This window comes from Sinomonas humi (assembly GCF_000802235.1).
GTDB classification, from domain to species: Bacteria; Actinomycetota; Actinomycetes; order Actinomycetales; family Micrococcaceae; genus Sinomonas; species Sinomonas humi.
Genome location: NZ_JTDL01000141.1, coordinates 160907 through 179895, shown reverse-complemented (window position 1 = coordinate 179895; position 18989 = coordinate 160907). Strand labels below are relative to the sequence as shown.

15 protein-coding genes are annotated in these 18989 nt (G+C 67.7%); 7 read left to right on the top strand and 8 right to left on the bottom strand.

All coding sequences use genetic code 11. From position 1 onward, the window contains the following. Window positions 1–5 precede the first annotated feature (5 nt). Entirely contained in the window at window positions 6–1373 is a 1368-nt protein-coding gene (locus LK10_RS16500; RefSeq protein WP_043125924.1) for a flavin monoamine oxidase family protein, read from the bottom strand. Between the two features lie 94 nt (window positions 1374–1467). Between LK10_RS16500 and LK10_RS16495 the strand changes: the two genes are divergently transcribed. The 6 genes from LK10_RS16495 (at window position 1468) to egtD (ending at window position 8141) form a co-directional block, all read left to right on the top strand. Beyond that, window positions 1468–2169, top strand: coding sequence for a TetR/AcrR family transcriptional regulator (locus tag LK10_RS16495; protein WP_043125921.1), 702 nt, complete (start codon window positions 1468–1470; stop codon window positions 2167–2169). 105 nt (window positions 2170–2274) lie between these two features. Then, window positions 2275–3315: a nitrilase-related carbon-nitrogen hydrolase gene (locus tag LK10_RS16490; RefSeq protein ID WP_043125918.1), complete on the top strand. Its 1041-nt coding sequence runs from the start codon at window positions 2275–2277 to the stop codon at window positions 3313–3315. After that, window positions 3312–4340, top strand: a complete 1029-nt coding sequence (locus LK10_RS16485) for an agmatine deiminase family protein (protein WP_043125916.1) — start codon at window positions 3312–3314, stop codon at window positions 4338–4340. Before LK10_RS16490 ends, LK10_RS16485 begins: the two co-directional genes overlap by 4 nt. 189 nt (window positions 4341–4529) lie before the next feature. Then, window positions 4530–5906: an APC family permease gene (locus LK10_RS16480; RefSeq protein ID WP_043125913.1), complete on the top strand. Its 1377-nt coding sequence runs from the start codon at window positions 4530–4532 to the stop codon at window positions 5904–5906. A gap of 118 nt (window positions 5907–6024) precedes the next feature. Continuing rightward, on the top strand, window positions 6025–7158 hold the full coding sequence (locus tag LK10_RS16475; RefSeq protein WP_052207482.1) for a pyridoxal-phosphate-dependent aminotransferase family protein: 1134 nt from the start codon (window positions 6025–6027) through the stop codon (window positions 7156–7158). Next, the gene (gene egtD, locus LK10_RS16470) at window positions 7155–8141 is read left to right on the top strand and encodes an L-histidine N(alpha)-methyltransferase (protein ID WP_052207481.1); all 987 of its coding nucleotides are present in this window, start codon (window positions 7155–7157) and stop codon (window positions 8139–8141) included. The genes LK10_RS16475 and egtD overlap by 4 nt, the downstream gene beginning before the upstream one ends. A 103-nt stretch (window positions 8142–8244) precedes the next feature. Here the strand turns inward: egtD and LK10_RS16465 are convergent, their stop codons facing one another. The 6 genes from LK10_RS16465 to LK10_RS16440 form a co-directional block, all read right to left on the bottom strand. Beyond that, the gene (locus LK10_RS16465) at window positions 8245–9420 is read right to left on the bottom strand and encodes an FUSC family protein (protein WP_081998618.1); all 1176 of its coding nucleotides are present in this window, start codon (window positions 9418–9420) and stop codon (window positions 8245–8247) included. A gap of 7 nt (window positions 9421–9427) precedes the next feature. Then, window positions 9428–10648: a 23S rRNA (adenine(2503)-C(2))-methyltransferase RlmN gene (gene rlmN / locus LK10_RS16460; protein ID WP_231567811.1), complete on the bottom strand. Its 1221-nt coding sequence runs from the start codon at window positions 10646–10648 to the stop codon at window positions 9428–9430. Between the two features lie 380 nt (window positions 10649–11028). Beyond that, window positions 11029–12924 carry an ABC transporter ATP-binding protein gene (locus LK10_RS16455; RefSeq protein WP_043125907.1) on the bottom strand — a complete coding sequence of 632 codons (1896 nt, stop codon included), beginning with the start codon at window positions 12922–12924 and terminating at the stop codon, window positions 11029–11031. A gap of 25 nt (window positions 12925–12949) precedes the next feature. Further along, a complete protein-coding gene (locus LK10_RS16450) occupies window positions 12950–13546 on the bottom strand; it encodes a PadR family transcriptional regulator (RefSeq protein ID WP_043125905.1) in 597 nt (198 codons plus the stop codon). Between the two features lie 304 nt (window positions 13547–13850). Further along, entirely contained in the window at window positions 13851–15041 is a 1191-nt protein-coding gene (locus LK10_RS16445; RefSeq protein WP_043125902.1) for a 4-hydroxybenzoate 3-monooxygenase, read from the bottom strand. 228 nt (window positions 15042–15269) lie between these two features. Next, the gene (locus LK10_RS16440) at window positions 15270–16025 is read right to left on the bottom strand and encodes an IclR family transcriptional regulator (RefSeq protein WP_043125900.1); all 756 of its coding nucleotides are present in this window, start codon (window positions 16023–16025) and stop codon (window positions 15270–15272) included. Between the two features lie 335 nt (window positions 16026–16360). Here LK10_RS16440 and LK10_RS16435 point away from each other — a divergent pair, with 335 nt between their 5' ends. Beyond that, the gene (locus tag LK10_RS16435) at window positions 16361–18055 is read left to right on the top strand and encodes a GAF domain-containing sensor histidine kinase (RefSeq protein ID WP_043125898.1); all 1695 of its coding nucleotides are present in this window, start codon (window positions 16361–16363) and stop codon (window positions 18053–18055) included. Between the two features lie 6 nt (window positions 18056–18061). On the opposite strand, the gene LK10_RS16430 is transcribed toward LK10_RS16435, so the two are convergent. Next, complete coding sequence (locus tag LK10_RS16430; protein ID WP_052207493.1) at window positions 18062–18727, bottom strand: response regulator transcription factor; 666 nt, start codon at window positions 18725–18727, stop codon at window positions 18062–18064. Between the last annotated feature and the right edge of the window lie 262 nt (window positions 18728–18989).

Sequence of the window (18989 nt, the reverse complement as noted above, 5' to 3'; positions counted from 1 at the left end):
GGGGCTCAGACGCGCGCGGCGAGAATCTCTTCGGCGGCGCGGCGGCCCATCCGGAGAGCCCCGTCGACGTGCTGGTAGCCCTCGGAGGCGATGTCCGAGCAGGCGAAGTGGATGGGCCCCACGGGCGTGCGCTGCTCCGCGCCGTAGCGGGAAAGGCCGCCAAGGTCGAAGCTCGCAGCGTAGGCTCCGCGCGTCCACTCCTCAGAGCCCCAGTCGGACTCGTAGTAGACCTCTGCGTTCAGGGCTTCCGGGCCGAGGTAGTGGGCGATCGAACCGAGGATGGCGGCCTTGCGCTCCTCGGCAGTCAGGGCGAACATCGCGTCGGCGTATTCGTCGGAGACGAAGCCGACGAGGGTTCCGCGCTCGTCTCCGTAGTTGGTGTTGTCGTAGACCTCCTGCACGATCTGGCCGACGCCGAAGCACGTGCCCGAAAGATCCTCGTCCCGCCAGAAGGGGCGCTCGTAGACGGCGTGCACCTTGATGACGAGGCCCATCGAGAGGTGCTGGTGCAGCTGGTGCTGGCGGCGCGGCAGCGGCGGCTCGTAGGAGATGCGGCTGTAGAGGGTTGGCGGGACGGCGAGGATCGCACGGTGCGCGGTGACGATCACGCCGTCGGCCTCTGCGCGCACGCCGTCCGCGCCCCACGCGAGGGTGCGCACCGGGGCGTTGAGGACGACGGCGTCCCCCAGCTCCGCGGCCATGGCCTCGCTCACGGACTGCATGCCGCCCACGACGCGGCGGTCGAGGATGAAATCCTCGTCGAGGAGATTGCTGAACGAGCCCGCGGACGCGGCCATGAGGACCGCCTGCAGCGCGGAGAAGGCGTGGGCCGGCTTCGTCAGCATGGCACCGGCGATGAACATGCCGATGAGCTCGCACGCGTCCTCGTCGGCTGATTGGGCGCGGAGCCAGTGGTGGAACGAGATGGTGTCGAGCTCGCGGGCCTTGGGATGCGCCCACGGCTCCTCCGGGCCGAGCTCGGCGGCGAGCCCGTCGAGGATGCCGGTGAGGCGCTCGACCTCGGCAAGGGTTCCCGGCGAGACGGGGAAGTCGGCGCCCTCGTAGACCGTACGCGTCCCGTCGCCTGCGACGAACACGCTCCGGCCCTCGCGGTACCGCTGATACGTCTCCTTGCCGAGGTCCTCGACGAGCCCGAGCAGCTCAGTCTGGTCGGGGCTGATCCACTGGCCACCGATCTCCAGCCAGGCGCCGTCGACCGTATCGCTCCACGTGCGCCCTCCGACCCGGTCCCGGGCCTCGAGCACAACGACCCGCTCGCCCGCCTTGGTCAGTGTGCGCGCGGCCATGAGGCCCGCGGGTCCGGCTCCGACGACGACGACGTCCGCCTGGAGCTGGCGCTTCTGCTCTGCCATGGTGTTCCCTTCGTGAAAAGTGGTGCGGGTCTCTAAATGAATATAGTTCATTTATCTCGGAACGCAACCCCTTTGGTCGCCTAGACTCCGAGACATGGAACCCGCCCTGCCCGATGTGCCCGAGGCCATGGCCTCGCCCGCGCCGCGGCGGCGTGGCCGGCCTTCGAGGCCGGTCCTCTCCCGCGCCAAGATCACGACGGCGGCCCTCGCCATCATCGGGCGATCAGGCTACGAGGGGCTCACCATGGCGGCTCTCGCCCGGGAGCTCAAGACGGCGCCGTCGGCCCTCTACAACCACGTGGCCTCGAAAGACGAGGTCCTCAACTGGGTCCAGGACGACGTCAACGACACCATCGACACCTCCGCGTTCGGGCGCGACCCCTGGGACGTCGCCTTGGTCCGCTGGGCCTATTCGTACCGGGAGGCGTTCGCCCAGCACTCGCCGCTCATCCCCGTCATCGCCGTCCTTCCGATCACGGGCGCCCCGCACACGCTCGAGATGTACGAGCGCGTTGCCGGCGGGCTGCGGGCTGGCGGGTGGCCCGAGGACCTGATCATCGACACCATCGTGGCTGTCGAATCGTTCGTCCTCGGTTCGGCGATGGACGTCGCGGCGCCGGAATGGATCTTCGACGTCGGCGAGCAGCACGACCTCGCTCCAACGTTCGCCGACGCCGTGACCGCACGACGAGGCCGCGGGCGGAAAGCGGCCGACGACGCGTTTGCCCTCGGGCTCAACGCACTCGTCGCCGGCCTCCGCGGCACGCTCGCCGCAACGCTCGCAACCCGCACCTGACCGCGCCCAGCCTTCATGCTCTTGACCGTGGGCTGCGTCACTGTTCTAATTAAACGAACGTCATTCATTTACGGACGCCCTAGACCCTCCCCGAAGAAGGACCCCATGCACGAGATCCTTGCCCTGCAGCCCCCGGTGTCGTGGGCCCGCACGAGCGACGCGACCGAAGGTCGCAGCCAACAACGCCCCAGCCCACGCCGAGAGCCACTCCGCGTTGCGCTCGTCCAGCACCGGTGGCACGAGGACCCTGCCGAAACGGAAGCCGAGCTTGAGGAAGGCATCCGCCGAGCCGCGGTTCGCGGCGCGAAGGTGGTCTTCCTCCCCGAACTCACCCTCTCGCGCTACCCCGCCGACACGCTCCCGGAGTACACGCCCAGCAGTATCGCCGAAGACCTCGAGGCCGGCCGGACTCTGGCCTTCGCCCGCCGCGCAGCCCAGAAGCACGACATCGCGGTGCACGCGAGCCTCTACCGCAAGGGCGAGGCGGGCGACGAGCGCGGCTTCAACACCGCCATCCTCGTCGGCCCGGACGGCACGCTCCTAGCCGCGACGGACAAGCTGCACATCCCGGTGACGGAGGGCTACTACGAGGACAAGTTCTTCCATCAGGGCCCGCAGCCTGGCCAACCTCAGGCAGCCAACGAGGGCTACCCCATCCACGCTCCGGCAGAACTCGGTGGTGCACGCCTCGGCCTCCCCACGTGCTGGGACGAGTGGTTCCCGGAGCTCGCGCGGGTCTACTCGCTCAACGGCGCCGAGATCCTCGCCTACCCCACCGCCATCGGATCCGAGCCCGGGCACCCCGACTTCGACACCGAGCCGCTCTGGCGGCAGGTCATCGTCGGCAACGGGATCGCAAACGGGCTCTTCATGGTCGTCCCGAACCGTTGGGGCAACGAGGGTCTCGTGACGTTCTACGGCTCATCCTTCATCTCTGACCCCTACGGGCGCATCCTCGCCCGCGCCCCGCGCGAGGGCTCCGCCGTCCTCATCGCCGACCTCGACCTCGACCAGCGCCGGGACTGGCTCACCCTCTTCCCCTTCCTCACCACGCGCCGGCCCGAGACGTACGCCGCGCTCACCGCCCCCGTCGACCGCGACGCCCCGTTCGGCGTCGCCCCTGAACTCGAGGGCGCGCGGCCATGAGCTGGCGAATGCCCGCGGAGACCGAGCCGCAGGAGCAGCTCTGGATGGCTTGGCCCTCCGGTGGCTACACCCTCGGAGAGACCGACGCCGAAGCCCACGAAGCGCGCGCGGCCTGGGCCGCCGTCGCCCACGCCGCCCTCCGCTTCGAACCCGTCACCGTGGTGGTCCGCCGCGAGGATCGGGCCATCGCCGCGGCGTACCTCGACGCACGGATCGGCGTCGTCGAGGCACCGCTCGACGACGCCTGGATGCGCGACATCGGCCCGAGCTTCGTGACGGACGACGACGGCCGGCTGGGGGCGGTCGACTGGGTCTTCAACGGCTGGGGCCAGCAGAGTTGGGCCTCGTGGGAGCACGATTCGGCGATCGGCCGGTCGGTCGCCCAGGCTGCCCGCGCCGAAATCGTCACAAGCAGCCTCGTCAACGAGGGCGGCGGGTTCCAGACCGACGGACAGGGCACCGTGCTCCTCACCGAATCGGTGCAGCTCGACCCCTTCCGCAACCCCGGGCTGACGAAGGCCGATGTCGAGGCCGAGTTCCAGCGTACGATCGGCGCGCGCCACGCCGTCTGGCTCCCGCGCGGACTCACGCGGGACGCGAAGGAGTTCGGCACGCGCGGCCATGTGGATCTCGTCGCCGCGATGCCGGCGCCGGGGGCGTTGCTCGTACACGTGCAGACCAACCCGGAGCACCCCGACCACGAGGTGAGCCAAGAACTGCTCGAGGTCCTCCACGCTTCGCGGACCGCGGACGGCAAGCCCTGGCAGATCACCGAGGTTCCGGCGCCCGAGCAACTGCACGACGGCGAGGACTGGGTGGACTGGAGCTACATCAACCACGTCGCCGTCAACGGGGGCGTCATCGCCTGCTCGTTCGGCGACCCTCAGGACGAGAAGGCACTGCGCCTCCTCGCGGACGCCTACCGCGGGCGCCAAGTCTCTGCCGTCGACGCCCGCGTCATCTTTGCCCGCGGGGGCGGCATCCATTGCATCACCCAGCAGCAGCCTCGCGTCGGCATCCGCTGACCGCCTAGGTGCAGCCGACGTCGGCCCACACCCAGGCCGGCGCCTTCCCCGCAACGCCCTTCGACAGATGCACTCGCACCCAAGGAGTGATATTCCCCAGGGCCCGAGGCCGGTCCCCCGGCCGTCCTCGGGCCCCCGCCCATCCGCTGGCATTGCCGCCACGGATCGCACGAAAGAAAATGGCCTCTGATGTCTCAGAATTCAACAGCGCTCAAACGGTCGCTCGGCCTGTGGGCGATCGTCGGCCTCGGTCTCGGCTACATGACCCCGACCACCGTCTTCGACACGTTCGGCATCGTCTCGGGTGAAACGAATGGCGTAGTCCCCCTTGCCTACCTCGTTGCCCTCGTCGCCATGGTCTTCACGGCCGTCAGCTACGGCCGCATGACCCGCATCTATCCCTCAGCCGGCTCCGCCTACACCTACACCTCCGAGACGATCCATCCGAATCTCGGCTTCCTCGTCGGCTGGGCCTCGCTCCTGGACTACCTCCTCCTCCCGCTCGTCAACGCGCTGCTCATCCGGATCTACATGCAGTCGTTCTTCCCGGACGTCCCTGCCTGGATCTGGGTCGTGGCCTACGTCGTGCTGATCACGGTGATGAACCTCTGGAGCATGAACTCGACGTCGAAGGTCAACGGCATCCTCGTTGTCTTCGAAGTGGTGCTCATCGGCGTCTTCGTGGTTCTTGCCTGGAACGCCCTCACCCACGGCGCCGGCGACGCTTCCCTCTTCTCCTCGACCCCCCTCTTCCACAGCGGCGTGGACATGTCGGCGGTCATCAGCGGCGCTACGGTCGTCTGCTTCTCCTTCATCGGCTTCGACGCGATCACCATGTACACGGAGGAGGCGAAGGACACGAACACGGTGCCGAAGGCGATCGTCCTCGCCCTCCTCATCGGTGGCGCGATCTTCTTCGTCGCGGCGTGGTTCGGCCAGTCGGTCTTCCCGACCCTGGACGGCTTCCAGAACACGGACGACACCCTCCCCGAGATGGCCCTCAAAGTCGGCGGCGAGTTCTTCAAGATCCTCTTCACCTCCGCCGCGTTCGCCGCGACGGTCGCCTCGAGCCTCTCCTCGCACGCCTCGGTCTCCCGCATGATCTACGTCATGGGCCGCAACGGCAGGGGCCCGATCTCGCGCTTCTTCTCCTTCGTCCACCCGAAGTACCGGACCCCGACCTACGCCGTCCTCTTCGTCGGCGCCGTCTCCCTCCTCGCGATCCCGTTCACGCTCGAGTTCATCTCCTCGATGATCAACTTCGGCGCGCTCATCGCGTTCACGTTCGTGAACCTCACGGTGATCATCCTGTTCGTCTTCCGCCGAAAGCAGTACCGCACGGGGCGGGACGTCTTCAGGAACATCGTGCTGCCGCTGATCGGCATGGGACTCACGGGCGTCCTCTGGGCAAACCTCCAGTCCGACGCCCTCACGTACGGTGCCATCTGGCTCAGCATCGGCATCGTGTGCCTCCTGGTCATGACGCGTGGCTTCCGGCAGAAGATCAACGTGAGCATGCGGGAGGAGGACGCGGTCGAGCTCGACGGCGAGTCCGTCACCGCCTAGCTGCCCGCACACCTCTCCGGAACGAACGACGGCGGCGCTCCCCTTCCGCGCGAAGGGGAGCGCCGTCGTCGTCTGTCCGCGCCGTCGCCCAGTGCGGCCCTGTGTGAGACAGTGAAGCGTGCCCGAAATCCTGCCATTCCGCTATCTGTTCGGCCCCGGCCCAGGGAATGCCTACCCGGAAGTCATGGGGGCCCTGTCCCACCCGGTGATCGGGCATCTCGACCCGGCTTTCATCGACCGGTTGGACCGGGTTGCGGAGGGTCTTCGCAAGGTGTGGGGCACACGCAATGCCAGAACTTGGCCCGTGAGCGCAACGGGTTCGGGCGGCATGGAGGCCGCCCTCGTGAACATGGTGTCCGACGGCGACGTTGCAGTCATAGCGGTCAACGGCCTGTTCGGCGAGCGCATGTGCGAGATCGCGCGGCGGTGCGGCGCCGACGTCGTCCGGGTGGACCACGTGTGGGGCCAGCCGGTCGACGTCGACCGCGTGCTGAGCGCGCACCCGCACCCGAAGCTCATCGCGGCCGTCCATGCTGAGACCTCCACCGGAGTCCGTTCGGATATCGCCGCGCTCGGAGCGGGAAAGGGTGATGCCCTCCTGCTGGTGGACGCTGTGACCTCGATCGGCGGTCTCGAGCTCCGCGCCGACGACTGGGGCATCGACATCGGTTACGCCGGGACGCAGAAGTGCCTGGGGGTGCCGCCGGGGCTCTCGCCCTTCACGGTCTCCGAGCGTGCCTTCGAGCGGCGTGTGAAGGAACCTCGCTCGTGGTATTTCGACATCGGCCTGCTCGGCGGATATGTCGGGGCCGCCGAGGGGCATACGCGCACGTACCACCACACGGCGCCGGTGACGATGGTCGCGGGGCTCGAGGCAGGCCTCGACCGAATCCTGGCCGAGGGACTGGAGAACGTGTGGGCGCGGCACGAGGCCGCCGGCGCGGCGCTCCGCGAGGGGCTCGAGGCGCTCGGACTCGAACTCTTCGCCGCGGAGGGCCACCGGCTCCCAAGCCTCACCACCGTCCGAGTGCCCGACGGCGTCAACTCGGCACGCGTACGCTCCCACCTTCTCGAGCGGTACAGCATCGAGATCGGAGCCGGCGTGGGGCGATACGCGGAGTCGGTCTGGCGGATCGGTCTCATGGGGCCGAACGCCACGCCCGCGGCTGTGACCCTTGTGTTGGGCGCGCTCGAGGAAGCGATCGCGGCGGTTCGCGCCGACTCAGCCGGGAAGGAGACCGCCGCACCGTGAGCACCGCGTTCACCCCCGCCGACATAACCCACCACCTCCCGCCGGACTTCCTCGCGAAGAGCCTGCGCCGCGACGTCCTGGCAGGACTCGGCTCGACCCCCAAGACCCTCCCGCCGAAGTGGTTCTATGACCAGCGCGGGAGCGAACTGTTCGAGCGGATCACACTGCTCGAGGAGTACTACCCGACGCGGGCGGAACGCGAGGCGCTCGAGCTCCACGCCGCCGATATCGCGGCGGCCGCCCCGGCCGACACCCTCATGGAGCTCGGCTCCGGCTCGTCCCGCAAGACCCCGCTCCTCCTGGACGCACTCGCCGCGGCTGGCCCGCTGCGCCGCTATGTCGCGGTCGACGTGAGCGACAGCGCTCTCATCGCCGCGCGCGAGTCACTCGCGGAACTGTACCCGGCGCTCGAGCTTCAGGCTGTCGCCGCCGACTTCGAACATCAGATGCACCTCCTGCCTCACGAGGGCCGTCGGATGGTCGCGTTCCTCGGCGGCACGATCGGCAACTTCGAACCCGACGCCCGGCACGAGTTCCTCCGATCGATCCGCGGCTACCTCGGGCCGGGAGAGGGAACGCTGCTGATCGGTGCCGACCTCGTGAAGCCGCCCTCGGTGCTGATCCCGGCGTACGACGACGCCGAGGGCGTCACCGCGGAATTCAACCGGAACGTCCTGCGCGTGCTCAACGCGGAACTCGGCGCTGACTTCGACGTGGACGCGTTCGAGCACGTTGCGGTCTGGAACGAACGCGAGGAGTGGATCGAGATGCGCCTTCGGGCGACGCATCCCCTGCACGTGACTCTGCCCGCCGTGGACCTCGAGGTGGACTTCGCCGCGGGCGAGGACCTGCGCACGGAGATCTCAGCCAAGTTCCGCCCCGAAGGATTCGCTGCGGAACTCGCGGAGGCGGGCTTCGGCGTCGTCGGCCAGTGGACCGATGGCGCTGGAAGGTTCGCACTCACGCTCGCCGAGCCGCGTTAGTCATTGGACGCGCGCCCCACCACTCTCGTCTCGGGTACGCGAACTCCCCTCCCACGTCGTCTCGGGTACAGCTACGCGGATGTTGGCGTACCCGAAACGACCTTCAGGAATGGAGGGCCGCGGAGCGCAGCCTGCCGTAGACAAGCGGGGCGAGCACCACGAGCACACCCACCACGGAGCCGATCGCGGTATCGATGAACCGGTCGTGGAGCAGGGTCACCGGGTTCGTGTGCGCGACGAGCAGGGTTGAGAGCAGAGCGAGCGGTGCCACGAACACCTGCGCGAGGAAGTACTGCCTCGCGATGAGCATCTCGACCACGAACTGGCACAGGCCGATGAGCACGACCATGACCCAAGGTTCCGGCCGGAGCGCCGCGATTCCGGCGAGCAGCGCGAGGCCGACGACGGTCCCGAGCACACGCTGGAGGCCTCGGCTCACGCGGTGGCGGGTCGAGTGGCCGACGAGCGGCACGACGGCGGCGACGATCGCCCAGTAGTTGTGCCCGAAGCCGAGCGCCTCACCGACCGCGGTCGCGGCCGAACCCGCCGCGGCGGACGCTACGAGGTAGCCGATCGACTCGAGCCAGAGCACTCGCCGTTCCGTCACTCCGAGACGCACTCGCCAAGCCGCGCGGAGCCCCTGCCAGGTAAGCGGTGCGCGGTGGCCGGGGTGCACTCGGGAGGCGAGGCCGATCGCGAGGCACAGAAGGAACGTCGCGACGACTGTGAGCGTCGCATCGCCAAGCGGTGGTTGGTGCGGGAGCGAAGCAATCGCGGCGAACGCGAAGATGTGGAACAGCGAGCCCGCGGGTCGAAGCCGCCAGTATGCGACGACGACGCTGCACCCCCACGCTACGAGCGTCGTCCCCGCGACAATCGCCCAGGGCCCCAGCGCACCGCCCGGGCTGAACCGGGCGGACAGCGTCGCGGCAAGGATGACGCAGATCATGAGCAGCCCGGCACGCGTTTGGGCCACGAGGCGGACGCGGTGGGGCTCGTTTCGGCCATAGATCCCGGTGAACGCAGCGAAGTTCGCAAAGATCGCAAGATCGAGCCGGTTCGTGAGCGTGAGAGTCAGCAGCGGGATGAACAGGCCCGCCGCCGCCCGCAGCGCCGCGTGGTGGTCGTTCTTCCCGGGCCCGATGCTGAACAGCACCTCATGCAGGAAGCGGCCGACGACGGCGAGTGGGCCGCGGTGGCGAGCTCCGCCGTCGTCCGCTCCCGCCTGCCTTTCGGCACCCGTGCTTCCCGAGGTGGCCCGAACCTTCGCACCCCTCATTCGGCGCCTATTCTGCAGCGGCAAGCTGGCCGCACGCGCCGTCGATCTCCTTGCCGCGCGTGTCGCGCAGGGTAGTCGGAATCCCGGCGGCGCGGAGGGTCTCGACGAACTCGTCCTGCACCTCGGGTTCAGAGGAGGTCCAGATGGATCCCGGAGTCGGGTTGAGCGGGATCGGGTTCACGTGGACCCAGCCGCGCCCGCGCTGGTTGAGCTTCTTCGCTAGGAGGGCCGCGCGCCACGCGTGGTCGTTCATGTCCTTGATGAGCGCGTACTCGATGCTCACGCGTCGGCCCGTCTTGCGGAAGTAGTCGTACGCAGCGTCGATCGCCTCGTCGACCTTCCAGCGGTTGTTGACCGGGATGAGCTCGTCGCGGAGCTCGTCGTCGGGCGCGTGGAGCGAGAGCGCAAAGGTGACCGGAAGCTCCTCGTCCGCGAGCTTCCGGATCGCGGGGACGAGGCCGACGGTCGAGACCGTGATGTTGCGCGCCGACATGCCAAGGCCCTCCGGGGCGGGATCGACGAAACGGTGGACGGCGGCCATGACCCGCTTGTAGTTGGCGAGCGGCTCGCCCATGCCCATGAAGACGATGTTGGTGACGCGCTCGTCTGGGTGCTCGGTCACGCCGAGCTCCCCAGCCGCGATCACGCGGTTCGCCGCAACAACCTGGTCCACGATCTCGGCCGTGGACATGTTGCGCGTCAGCCCGGCCTGACCCGTGGCGCAGAAGGGGCAGTTCATGCCGCAGCCGGCCTGGGAGGAGACGCAGAGCGTGATGCGGCCCGGGTAGCGCATGAGCACGGACTCGACGAGCGCGCCGTCGAAGAGGCGCCAGAGGAACTTGATCGTGTTGCCGTCGTCGGTGCGGAGGCGGCGGACCTCGGTGAGCAGCGGCGGGAACATCGCCTCGACGAGTTCCTCGCGGCCGGCCTTGGGCAGATCGCTCATGCGCTCTGGATCGGTGGTCCAGTGCTGGAAGTAGTGCGTGCTCAGCTGCTTCGCGCGGAACGCCGGGAGCCCGAGCTCCTTGAGCTTCGCCTGCCGTTCCGCGAGCGTCAGATCCGCAAGGTGCTGCGGCGGCTGCTTCACCCGCGGGGACGCGAACTGCAGCAGCGGCCGGCCCTCCGGCGTGCGCTGCTGCTCCCACCCCTCCGCGGCGGGGCGGACCTGGCGGCGGTCGCCGGCATCGGAGGGCATAGGGGTGTTCGAGGTTCGAGTGGGGGAAGTCATCCCGTCTATCATCCCACGTCGGTTTTCGTGATTCCCAATCGGGCGACTATGATTCCGCTCTCTCCGATGATCCCGCCCTCTCTGCCCTCCCCGCCCCCTTTCACCGTTTCGGGTACAGATACCGCGTCTTTTCACCGTTTCGGGTACGGATACGTCCGCCTTTTCGCTCGCTCCCGCTCTTACTGACGCACGACGCCGGGGCGCGGCCCGCGCTTGCCGGGGAACCCGCCGTCGTGCGCGCTTCAGAGACGATGCGTGCGGCGATTATCCGTACCCGAAACCGTCTTGGAGCGAAGTATCCGTACCCGAAACCGCCTTGGAACGAAGTATCCGTACCCGAAACCGCCTTGGAGCGAAGTATCTGTACCCGAAACCCACTCCTAGAGCTGGCCCGTTGCGGACGGCTCCGCCGCCTGCTCCGCGTAGAGCCTGGCATAGGCACCGCCCGCGATGAGCAGCTCCGCGTGGGAACCGTGCTCGATGATCCGACCGTGGTCCACCACGTAGATGACGTCAGCGCCGACGATGGTCGAGAGGCGGTGGGCGATCGCGATCGTCGTGCGCCCGTGCGCGGCGGTGTCGAGGGCCTGTTGGACTGCGCGCTCGGAGATCGTGTCGAGGGCGCTCGTCGCCTCGTCGAGGACGAGCACCTCGGGGTCCTTGAGCAGCACGCGGGCGATGGCGATGCGCTGCTTCTCGCCGCCCGAGAGCCGGTAGCCGCGCTCGCCGACGACGGTGTCATAGCCATCGGGGAAGGACACGATCGTCTCGTGGATGTTCGCAGCCCGCGCCGCCGCTTCGAGCTCCTCCTGGGTGGCATCGGCCTTCGCGTAGCGCAGGTTCTCCGCGATCGTGGCGTGGAAGAGGTAGGTCTCCTGGCTCACAATTCCGATGTGGCTCACGAGCGACTCGTGGTCGATCTCGCGGACATCCCGGCCCGCGAACCGTACTGATCCGGCACTCGCCTCATAGAAGCGCGGGATGAGGTAGGAGACCGTGGTCTTCCCGGCTCCGCTCGGCCCAACGAACGCCGCGAACTGCCCCGGCTCGATGGTGAAGGACACGTCGTCGAGGGTTGCGCGCTCCTCTCCGCGCGCGTCCGGGTAGCGGAAGGACACCCGCTCGAACTCGACCTCGCCGAGGCGCGAGGTGTCGACCGGGAGCGGAGCGGCGTCCGGCGCATCGACGATCGCGGGGCGCAGGTCGAGGTATTCGAAGATCCGGGCGAACAGCGCACCGGAGGTCTGGAGGTCGAGTGCCACGCGCATGATCGCGATGAGCGGGAACAGTAGCCGCGCCTGGACGGTCGTGAATGCGACGATCGTGCCAGCCGTGATGTTGACTGATCCCCCCGAGAGGAGCCACCCGGCCACGAGATACACGATCGCCGGAATGGACGACAGGAAGATGCTCACCAGAGCGAAGAAGTACTGCCCGCTCATCGCCTGCTTGATCTGAAGGCCAACGAGGTTCCGATTCTCGGCGGAGTACTTCCCGATCTCGTCCCGCTGCCGGTTGAAGCTCTTCGACAGGAGGATCCCGGAAACGCTCAGCGATTCCTGGGTGATCGCCGTCATGTCGGAAAGGGACTCCTGAGTCCTCGTCGCAATCCTGGCCCGAACCTGCCCCACCCGCCGCTGGGCCACGACCAGCAGTGGCATGAGCAGGACGGCAATGAGGGTGAGCTGCGGATTGAGCGCGAGCATCGCGACGAACGCCGCGATAACGGTCACAACGTTGCCGACCACACCTGAGACCGTATTGGCCAGGACATTGGCGACGCCGCCGACGTCGTTCTGCAGGCGCGACTGGATGACGCCCGTCTTCGTGCGCGTGAAGAAGCTGAGCTCCATCGACTGGAGGTGGCTGAACAGTCTCACGCGCAGCGAGCCCATCACCGCGTTGCCAACCGTCGACGTGACGTACGTCTGCCACACGCCGAGCAGCGCCGAGACGACGTAGACCGCGATCATGAGGCCCACGAGCTCAGCCAGCCGCGGAAGGTTCGGATGGCCCCCGGGAGGGAACAGGCCGTCGTCGAACGTCCTCTGGGTGAGCAGCGGCGGCACTACGGAGAGCGCCGCCCCTGCCAGCACCAGGACAACGGTGAGAATGAGCGAATACTTGTGCGGGGCGAACAGCTCCGAAATGCGGCGGAAAAGGTGCGGGATGCGCGGCGCCTCCGCATTGAGCTTCCGCTGCAGCGCGGCGTCGCCGCTCGAGATGCGGCCACCGCGGACGACGGCGGGTGGTCGCCCGGAAACGTTGTGGGACATAGGCCTCCTAGGCTAATCGGCCGCTCTATTCGGCAAGTATGAGGTAGAGCGCCTTGCGCGCCTCGTCGATGGCAGCCGCTGCCTTGGCGCGCTGCTCATCGGTCGAGGCGACTTTGAACTGGTGGAGCACGCCCATGAATTTCATGGCGCTTTCCATGAGGGCATCGGTCTCTTCGCTCCGGCCCGGGGCGGCTTCCCACGCCTTGCGGAGCTCTTCGGCGTGACCGGCGACGTACTCCCTGCCCGAATCGGTCAGCGTGTACTCCGTCCGCTTCCCTTCACCCGCCTGCTCGACAAGGTCCTCGTCGACAAGCTGCTGCAGCGTTGGGTAGACCGAGCCGGGGCTGGGGCGCCACATGCCGTTGGTGCGCTCGCTCGCGGCCTGGATGATGCCGTAGCCGGTGAGGGGCTGTTCGGCGAGTAGCGAGAGAATCATCGCCCGCACGTCGCCGCGGCTCGCTCGCCGGCCTCCTCTGGGCCCGAAACCGGGCGGGAAGCCGTGGCCGCGCCCGAATCCCGGGCCCCCGAAGCCGGGGCCGCCGAACCCCGGGCCGAAGCCGCCTGGCCCGCCGGGGCCGAAGCCGCGCCCCTCGTGATGGTGGTGTTCTGGGTGTCCGCGCATGGTGTCCTCCTGATCGTTAACGCAACCCGGATCCGATGTGATCCAGTACTTAACGATATATCGCTGACTGTCGAAGAACAAGTGTGAGACGAAAAGGGCCCCGCACCGGACTGGGTGCGGGGCCTGCGGAACTCGCTGTGTCAGGGCGGCCTCCTCCATCTCGGTGCCTGGAGAGGCCGGGTGGGCGGAATCCGACCATGATTGACAACGCGCCGTATGAGCAAGCGGCGTGTCGCGACACGACACGCCGGCTTCGCGGCTCAATCAAGGTCGGGATCCGGCGTCGGGCGACGACGCGCGGCGGCTACTTGCCCTGCCACCCCGTGTAGCACTCGGCGATGTAGGCGCGGCCGTGCTCGGACTCAAGCAGCGAGCGGAGCTCACCAAGCTGGCGCGAGCGGAAGAATGCGTGGTTCTCCTCGGTCGGGACGGTGTGGAGGAGCGTGGTCATCCAGTACGAGAAGTACTGTGCCTTCCACACGCGATCGAGGGCGCGCTCCGAATACGTGTCGATGAGCGCGCTCGAGCCGGTCTTGAAGTACGAGTCGAGGCTTTCGAACAGCAGCCGGACGTCGTGGAGCGCGAGGTTGAGGCCCTTGGCCCCGGTCGGCGGTACGGTGTGCGCGGCATCGCCGGCGAGGAACAGGTTGCCATACCGCATGGGGGTGTGCACGAAGGATCGGAACGGCAGCACGACCTTGTCGATGACCGGCCCCTCCTTGAGTTCGAAGCCGTTGCCGTTGACGCGCAGGCGCAGCTGCTCCCAGATCTGCTCCTCGGTCCAGTCCGCGGGGTTGGTCTTGGGATCGCACTGGAAGTACATGCGCTGCATCGTGTCCGTGCGCTGGCTGATGAGCGCGAAGCCGTGCGCCGAGTTCGCGTAGATGAGCTCGGGCGCGCTGCGGGGCGCCTCCGTGAGGATGCCGAACCATGCGAAGGGGTATTCGTTGAAGTACCACGTGCGCTCGGCCTCGGGAATCTGGACGCGGCAGTGCGAGCGCGAGCCGTCCGCGCCCACGAGCATCTCGGCCTCGATCTCCCATTCCTGGCCCTCGGCGTCCTTGAACTGCACCTTCGGGCGTCCGAGGAGGTCGCTCACCTGCGTCTCCGAGCACGAGTACCGGACATCGCCGCCGTCGGCCTCGCGCTGGGCGGCGAGATCGTCGAACACATCGTTCTGGGGGTAGAGCCAGACGGACTGCCCGGTGAGCCCCTTGAAGTCGATCCGGTGCCCCTCGCCATTGACGCGGAACTCTGTGCCCTCGTGCTCGTGGCCTTTGCGGAGCACGTTGTCGACACCCGAGCCGACCAGAAGGTCCACCGACCCCGCCTCGAGGATGCCTGCGCGGACGGTGTGCGAGATCGCCTCGCGGCTCCGGATCTCCACCACTGTGCTGTCGATGCCTGCGCGGTACAGCAGGTGCGAGAGCATGAGGCCCGCGGGCCCCGCCCCCATGATCGCCACTTGGGTCTTGTGGGTCTTGCGCTCGGTCATCGTCGTCGCTCGCTTTCTGCTTCTTCTGCGGGCCGGCCCGCCCGTCTTTGGGCGGCGGCTGACGTCTACTTCGAGTGTGCGCCGAATCACGACGACGGCGTTACCGGCTTTCCGTTCAACGGAACCCCAGTGGGCGGTATCCGTACCCGAGAGCCGCTGGGAGGGGAGTTGGCGTACCCGAAACGACGAGGGAGGGGAGTTGGCGTACCCGAAACAGGTCCGGCGGGGCTAGGGAGTGGGGGCCAGGGCACCCAGCTGGCGGCCGATGCCGCGAGCCGCCGTGCGGAGGGCCGGCACGATCTGGTGGATGCGGACTTCCGCGAGCGGGACGACGACGCCGATCGCCGCCACAGTCCGCCGCTGACGGTCTTCTATCGGCACCGCGATGCCCCACGTCTCCGGGTCGACAACCCCCGCGAGCTCCGCGTAGCCGCGCTCCGCTGAGGTCGCGAGAAGCCGGCGGACATGATCGGCGTCGACTTTGCCTGCAGGATCCTTGAAGCGGGCAAGGTAGGCGTTCTGGGCAGCGCGCGGCTGGCCGGACATGAGGGCCACCCCCGCCGAGGAGATGTGGACAGGCATCCGGCCGGCCACCTTCGCCCGGTTCGCCACCGAGCCGCGGCGAGAGAGCCGCTCGACGAACAGGACGTCGTCGCCCTGCAGGACTCCGAGGTTGACGTTCTGGTTGAGGACCTGGTGGATGTCGTCCATGAAGGGGAGGGCGGCCTGCCGCAGAAGGAGGATCGGCGAGTTGCGATTCACGAGTTCCCACAGGCGCAGGCCGACCTGGACCTTTCCGCCCGGCGCCTGTTCGAGCAGCCGATAGTCCGCGAGTTGACGCACGAGCCGGTGCGCGCTCGTGAGCGGAAGTCCCGAGCGCTCGGCCAGCTCGGTAAGCGGGAGCGAGCTGACGCCCTCCGGAAACGCCTCGAGGACCCTGACCACCCGGTCGACGACGGAGTCTCCCGAACTCGAATTGGCCACTGAACGCCCTTCTGTTCAACGGAAGACCAAGCTTTCACTTTGCACTCTCGGCCACGCCCAGCGCAAGCTGCTGGCCGCGTTTGTCCAATCGGTTGAAATCTGAAGCGTGCCCCTTCCCGACGATGCGCCATTCGGCCAGACTGGTCTTGTTCCGTTCGTACATAAGGATTGAAGGCAGCGGCTTTCGAGCCACCCAGTGAAGCAGCCGCCGGGGAAGTTGCTGGACGTCCCAGACGCCTCACCAGCGTCTGCCTTCGCGAACCGGGAACTGTGCCGATCCGTTCCGGCGCAGCACCGCTTGGCGAGAGCTGACAACTTAATCGGAGGTTGCTGCCATGCCGGACCGTCTTCCTCGTCGACTTCAGGGCCTGCTCCGCGAGTTCGTTTCTCGCGCCGAGGAGCTCATGCGCTTGCAGGAGCACATGAATGGCCTGCTCTCCGCGGTCGTATCGATCGCTGAGGATCTGGCACTCCAGCCCGTTCTCGAGCGCGTCGTGGAATCCGCCCGTGTCCTCGTAGGCGCCCGGTACGGGGCCTTGGGAGTCATCGCCGAAGGCCACACGCTCAGCCACTTCGTCACGGCTGGAACCGACGAGGAAACTGCGCAACTTCTCCGCGAGCTGACCTCTGGCCAGGGCGCCCTCGGCGAGCTCCTCCGCGACCCGCGGCCGGTGCGGCTCCACGACCTCCGCGACCTTTCGGTCTCGGCCGCGTTCCCCGCAGACGACCCGCCGCTGCACACGCTTCTCGAGGTCCCCATCAAGGTGCGGGACAGCGTCTTCGGCAATCTCTACCTGACCGAGAAGGAAAACGGGGAAGAGTTCTCGATCGAAGACGAAGAGCTCGCAGCGGCCTTCGCGGCGGCGGCCGGCGTCGCCATCCAGAACGCGCGGCTCTATGACGACAGCCGACGACGCCAGCGCTGGCTCGAGGCGAGCATGGTGGCGAGCACGACTCTGATCGCCCCGGGCGGGGCTGTCTCCGGCGCCGACATGACGGCCGACCTCGATGCATCAGCCGACCTTGACCTCGTCGCCGAACGCGCCCTCCACGCCAGTGACTCCGTGCTCGCAGTCATCGCCCGCCCCGGTGACGAGCGCCTTGAGGTGCGCACCGCCGTCGGCGCCCTGGCCTTGGTCGCTGGGGAGGACATTCCCTTCTCACCGGCCCTCCAGAAGGTGGACGAACTGGGCAAGCCGGTCATCATCAGTGACGCCGAGGAGATCTTCGGGCCAGTATGCGCGGAGAAGCTCGGCGAGATCCTCGCCGTTCCACTGGGCCACAGCGGCATCGGGAACCGGCTCCTCATCTTGGCCCGGGGCGAGGGCACCGGCCCCTACCCGCCGTCGGACCTCGATTCCTCGGCGGTGTTCGGCTCCCACGTCGGGCTCGCCCTGGATCTCAACCGCGCCAACCGCCAGCGCGAGCACGCGCTGCTCTCAGTCGATCGCGACCGGATCGCTCAGGATCTTCACGACCTAGTGATCCAGAGGCTCTTCGCCGCCGGGCTCAGCGTCCAGAATCTGCGGCGCTTCACGACCGACCCCACCGCGGAGGCCCGCATCACCAAGGTCACCGAGGAACTGGACGAGACGATCCGGGAGTTGCGGAACACCATCTACTCCCTGCGAGCAGAGGAAGACGAGGACGAATCCTTCTCCCGGACCCTCTTGAACACCGTCCGGGAGGGCCTCCTGAACTCGCCGATCCGGCCGCGGATCAGCGTAGCCGGCCGCATCGACGAGGTCCCCGCGTCGATAGCCCGCCAGCTCCTCGCCGTCGTCTCCGAAGCTGTGAGCAATGCGGTGCGGCATTCGGGGGCTCGTGGAGTGAGCGTCTCGGTTGCGCGCGAGGACGGACTGCTCGAGGTGGTCATCGAGGACGACGGGCGGGGATTCTCGGACCCCAAGCGTCTGAGCGGCCTTGCGAACATGGAACAGCGGGCCGCTTCCCTCGGAGGGACGAGCGTTTTCGAGAGCACGCCCGGCGAGGGCACGAAGATTACCTGGCGAGTCCCGCTCCCGGAGTAGTTCGGCTTATGCCTGTCCGGTCTGGGCGAGGTAGAGGGCGGCCTGCGTCCGGCGCTCGAAGCCCAGCTTGGCTAGCATCGACGAGACGTAGTTCTTGACCGTCTTCTCCGCGAGCCGAAGCTCCTCGCCGATCTGACGATTCGTCAGCCCGTGGCCGATGAGCTCAAGGACTCGGCGCTCCTGAGGGCTCAGAACGTCCAGACGCGGGTCGGACATGGCGCCTGCCACCATCCCCTTGAGCGCGGCATCGCGCAGGATCGGGTCGAAGAGGGATTCGCCCTTGGCCGCTCGCCGAATCGCGTTGGCGAGATCGTGGTTGCGGATCTGCTTGAGGATATAGCCCGAGGCGCCGGCCAGGATCGCAGCACGGAGGGCTTGGTCGTCGTCGTAGCTCGTGAGGATGAGGCAGCGGATCCGTGGATCCACAGAGCGCACCTCCCGGCAGACCTCGATCCCAGTGCCATCGGACAGCCGCCCGTCCAGCACGGCGACATCAGGCTTCAGAGCCGGGATCCGGCGCCCCGCTTCATGGGCAGAATCGCTCTCCCCGACGATGTCCATCCCCTCATGCTCGAGCAGGTCACGAAGGCCCTGACGCACGAGCTCGTGATCATCCAGGATGAACACCCGGATCGCGTCGACCCGGGTGCCTTCCACTGCGGTTGTTGTCATGCCGAGACCGTCTCCCATCGCTTCGATAACTCCCCTTGATCCGCGACGCCCCCACGCGCGACGCCCGGCGAGAGACAAGCCCTTCACCGAGCAGCAAGTTCCCAGTCTGGGATCGAGCGAGGCCGGAAGGCTAGGGACCAAAGTCAGTGGTCTGCGTCGTACGCGCGGGTCCAGTTCGTCGCGACTCGCCCGATATTCACCTCAATCAGGCGGAATAGGGACTTTTAGCCCTATAGTGGCCGACCTCACATCTGGGATCCTG

What these genes read in the sequence shown, in the direction of transcription:
- LK10_RS16500 (WP_043125924.1), bottom strand. Translation starts at nt 1,373, where the DNA reads ATGGCAGAGCAGAAGCGCCAGCTCCAGGCGGACGTCGTCGTCGTCGGA.
- LK10_RS16495 (WP_043125921.1), top strand. Translation starts at nt 1,468, where the DNA reads ATGGAACCCGCCCTGCCCGATGTGCCCGAGGCCATGGCCTCGCCCGCG.
- LK10_RS16490 (WP_043125918.1), top strand. Translation starts at nt 2,275, where the DNA reads ATGCACGAGATCCTTGCCCTGCAGCCCCCGGTGTCGTGGGCCCGCACG.
- LK10_RS16485 (WP_043125916.1), top strand. Translation starts at nt 3,312, where the DNA reads ATGAGCTGGCGAATGCCCGCGGAGACCGAGCCGCAGGAGCAGCTCTGG.
- LK10_RS16480 (WP_043125913.1), top strand. Translation starts at nt 4,530, where the DNA reads ATGTCTCAGAATTCAACAGCGCTCAAACGGTCGCTCGGCCTGTGGGCG.
- LK10_RS16465 (WP_081998618.1), bottom strand. Translation starts at nt 9,420, where the DNA reads ATGAGGGGTGCGAAGGTTCGGGCCACCTCGGGAAGCACGGGTGCCGAA.
- rlmN (WP_231567811.1), bottom strand. Translation starts at nt 10,648, where the DNA reads ATGACTTCCCCCACTCGAACCTCGAACACCCCTATGCCCTCCGATGCC.
- LK10_RS16455 (WP_043125907.1), bottom strand. Translation starts at nt 12,924, where the DNA reads ATGTCCCACAACGTTTCCGGGCGACCACCCGCCGTCGTCCGCGGTGGC.
- LK10_RS16450 (WP_043125905.1), bottom strand. Translation starts at nt 13,546, where the DNA reads ATGCGCGGACACCCAGAACACCACCATCACGAGGGGCGCGGCTTCGGC.
- LK10_RS16445 (WP_043125902.1), bottom strand. Translation starts at nt 15,041, where the DNA reads ATGACCGAGCGCAAGACCCACAAGACCCAAGTGGCGATCATGGGGGCG.
- LK10_RS16435 (WP_043125898.1), top strand. Translation starts at nt 16,361, where the DNA reads ATGCCGGACCGTCTTCCTCGTCGACTTCAGGGCCTGCTCCGCGAGTTC.
- LK10_RS16430 (WP_052207493.1), bottom strand. Translation starts at nt 18,727, where the DNA reads ATGACAACAACCGCAGTGGAAGGCACCCGGGTCGACGCGATCCGGGTG.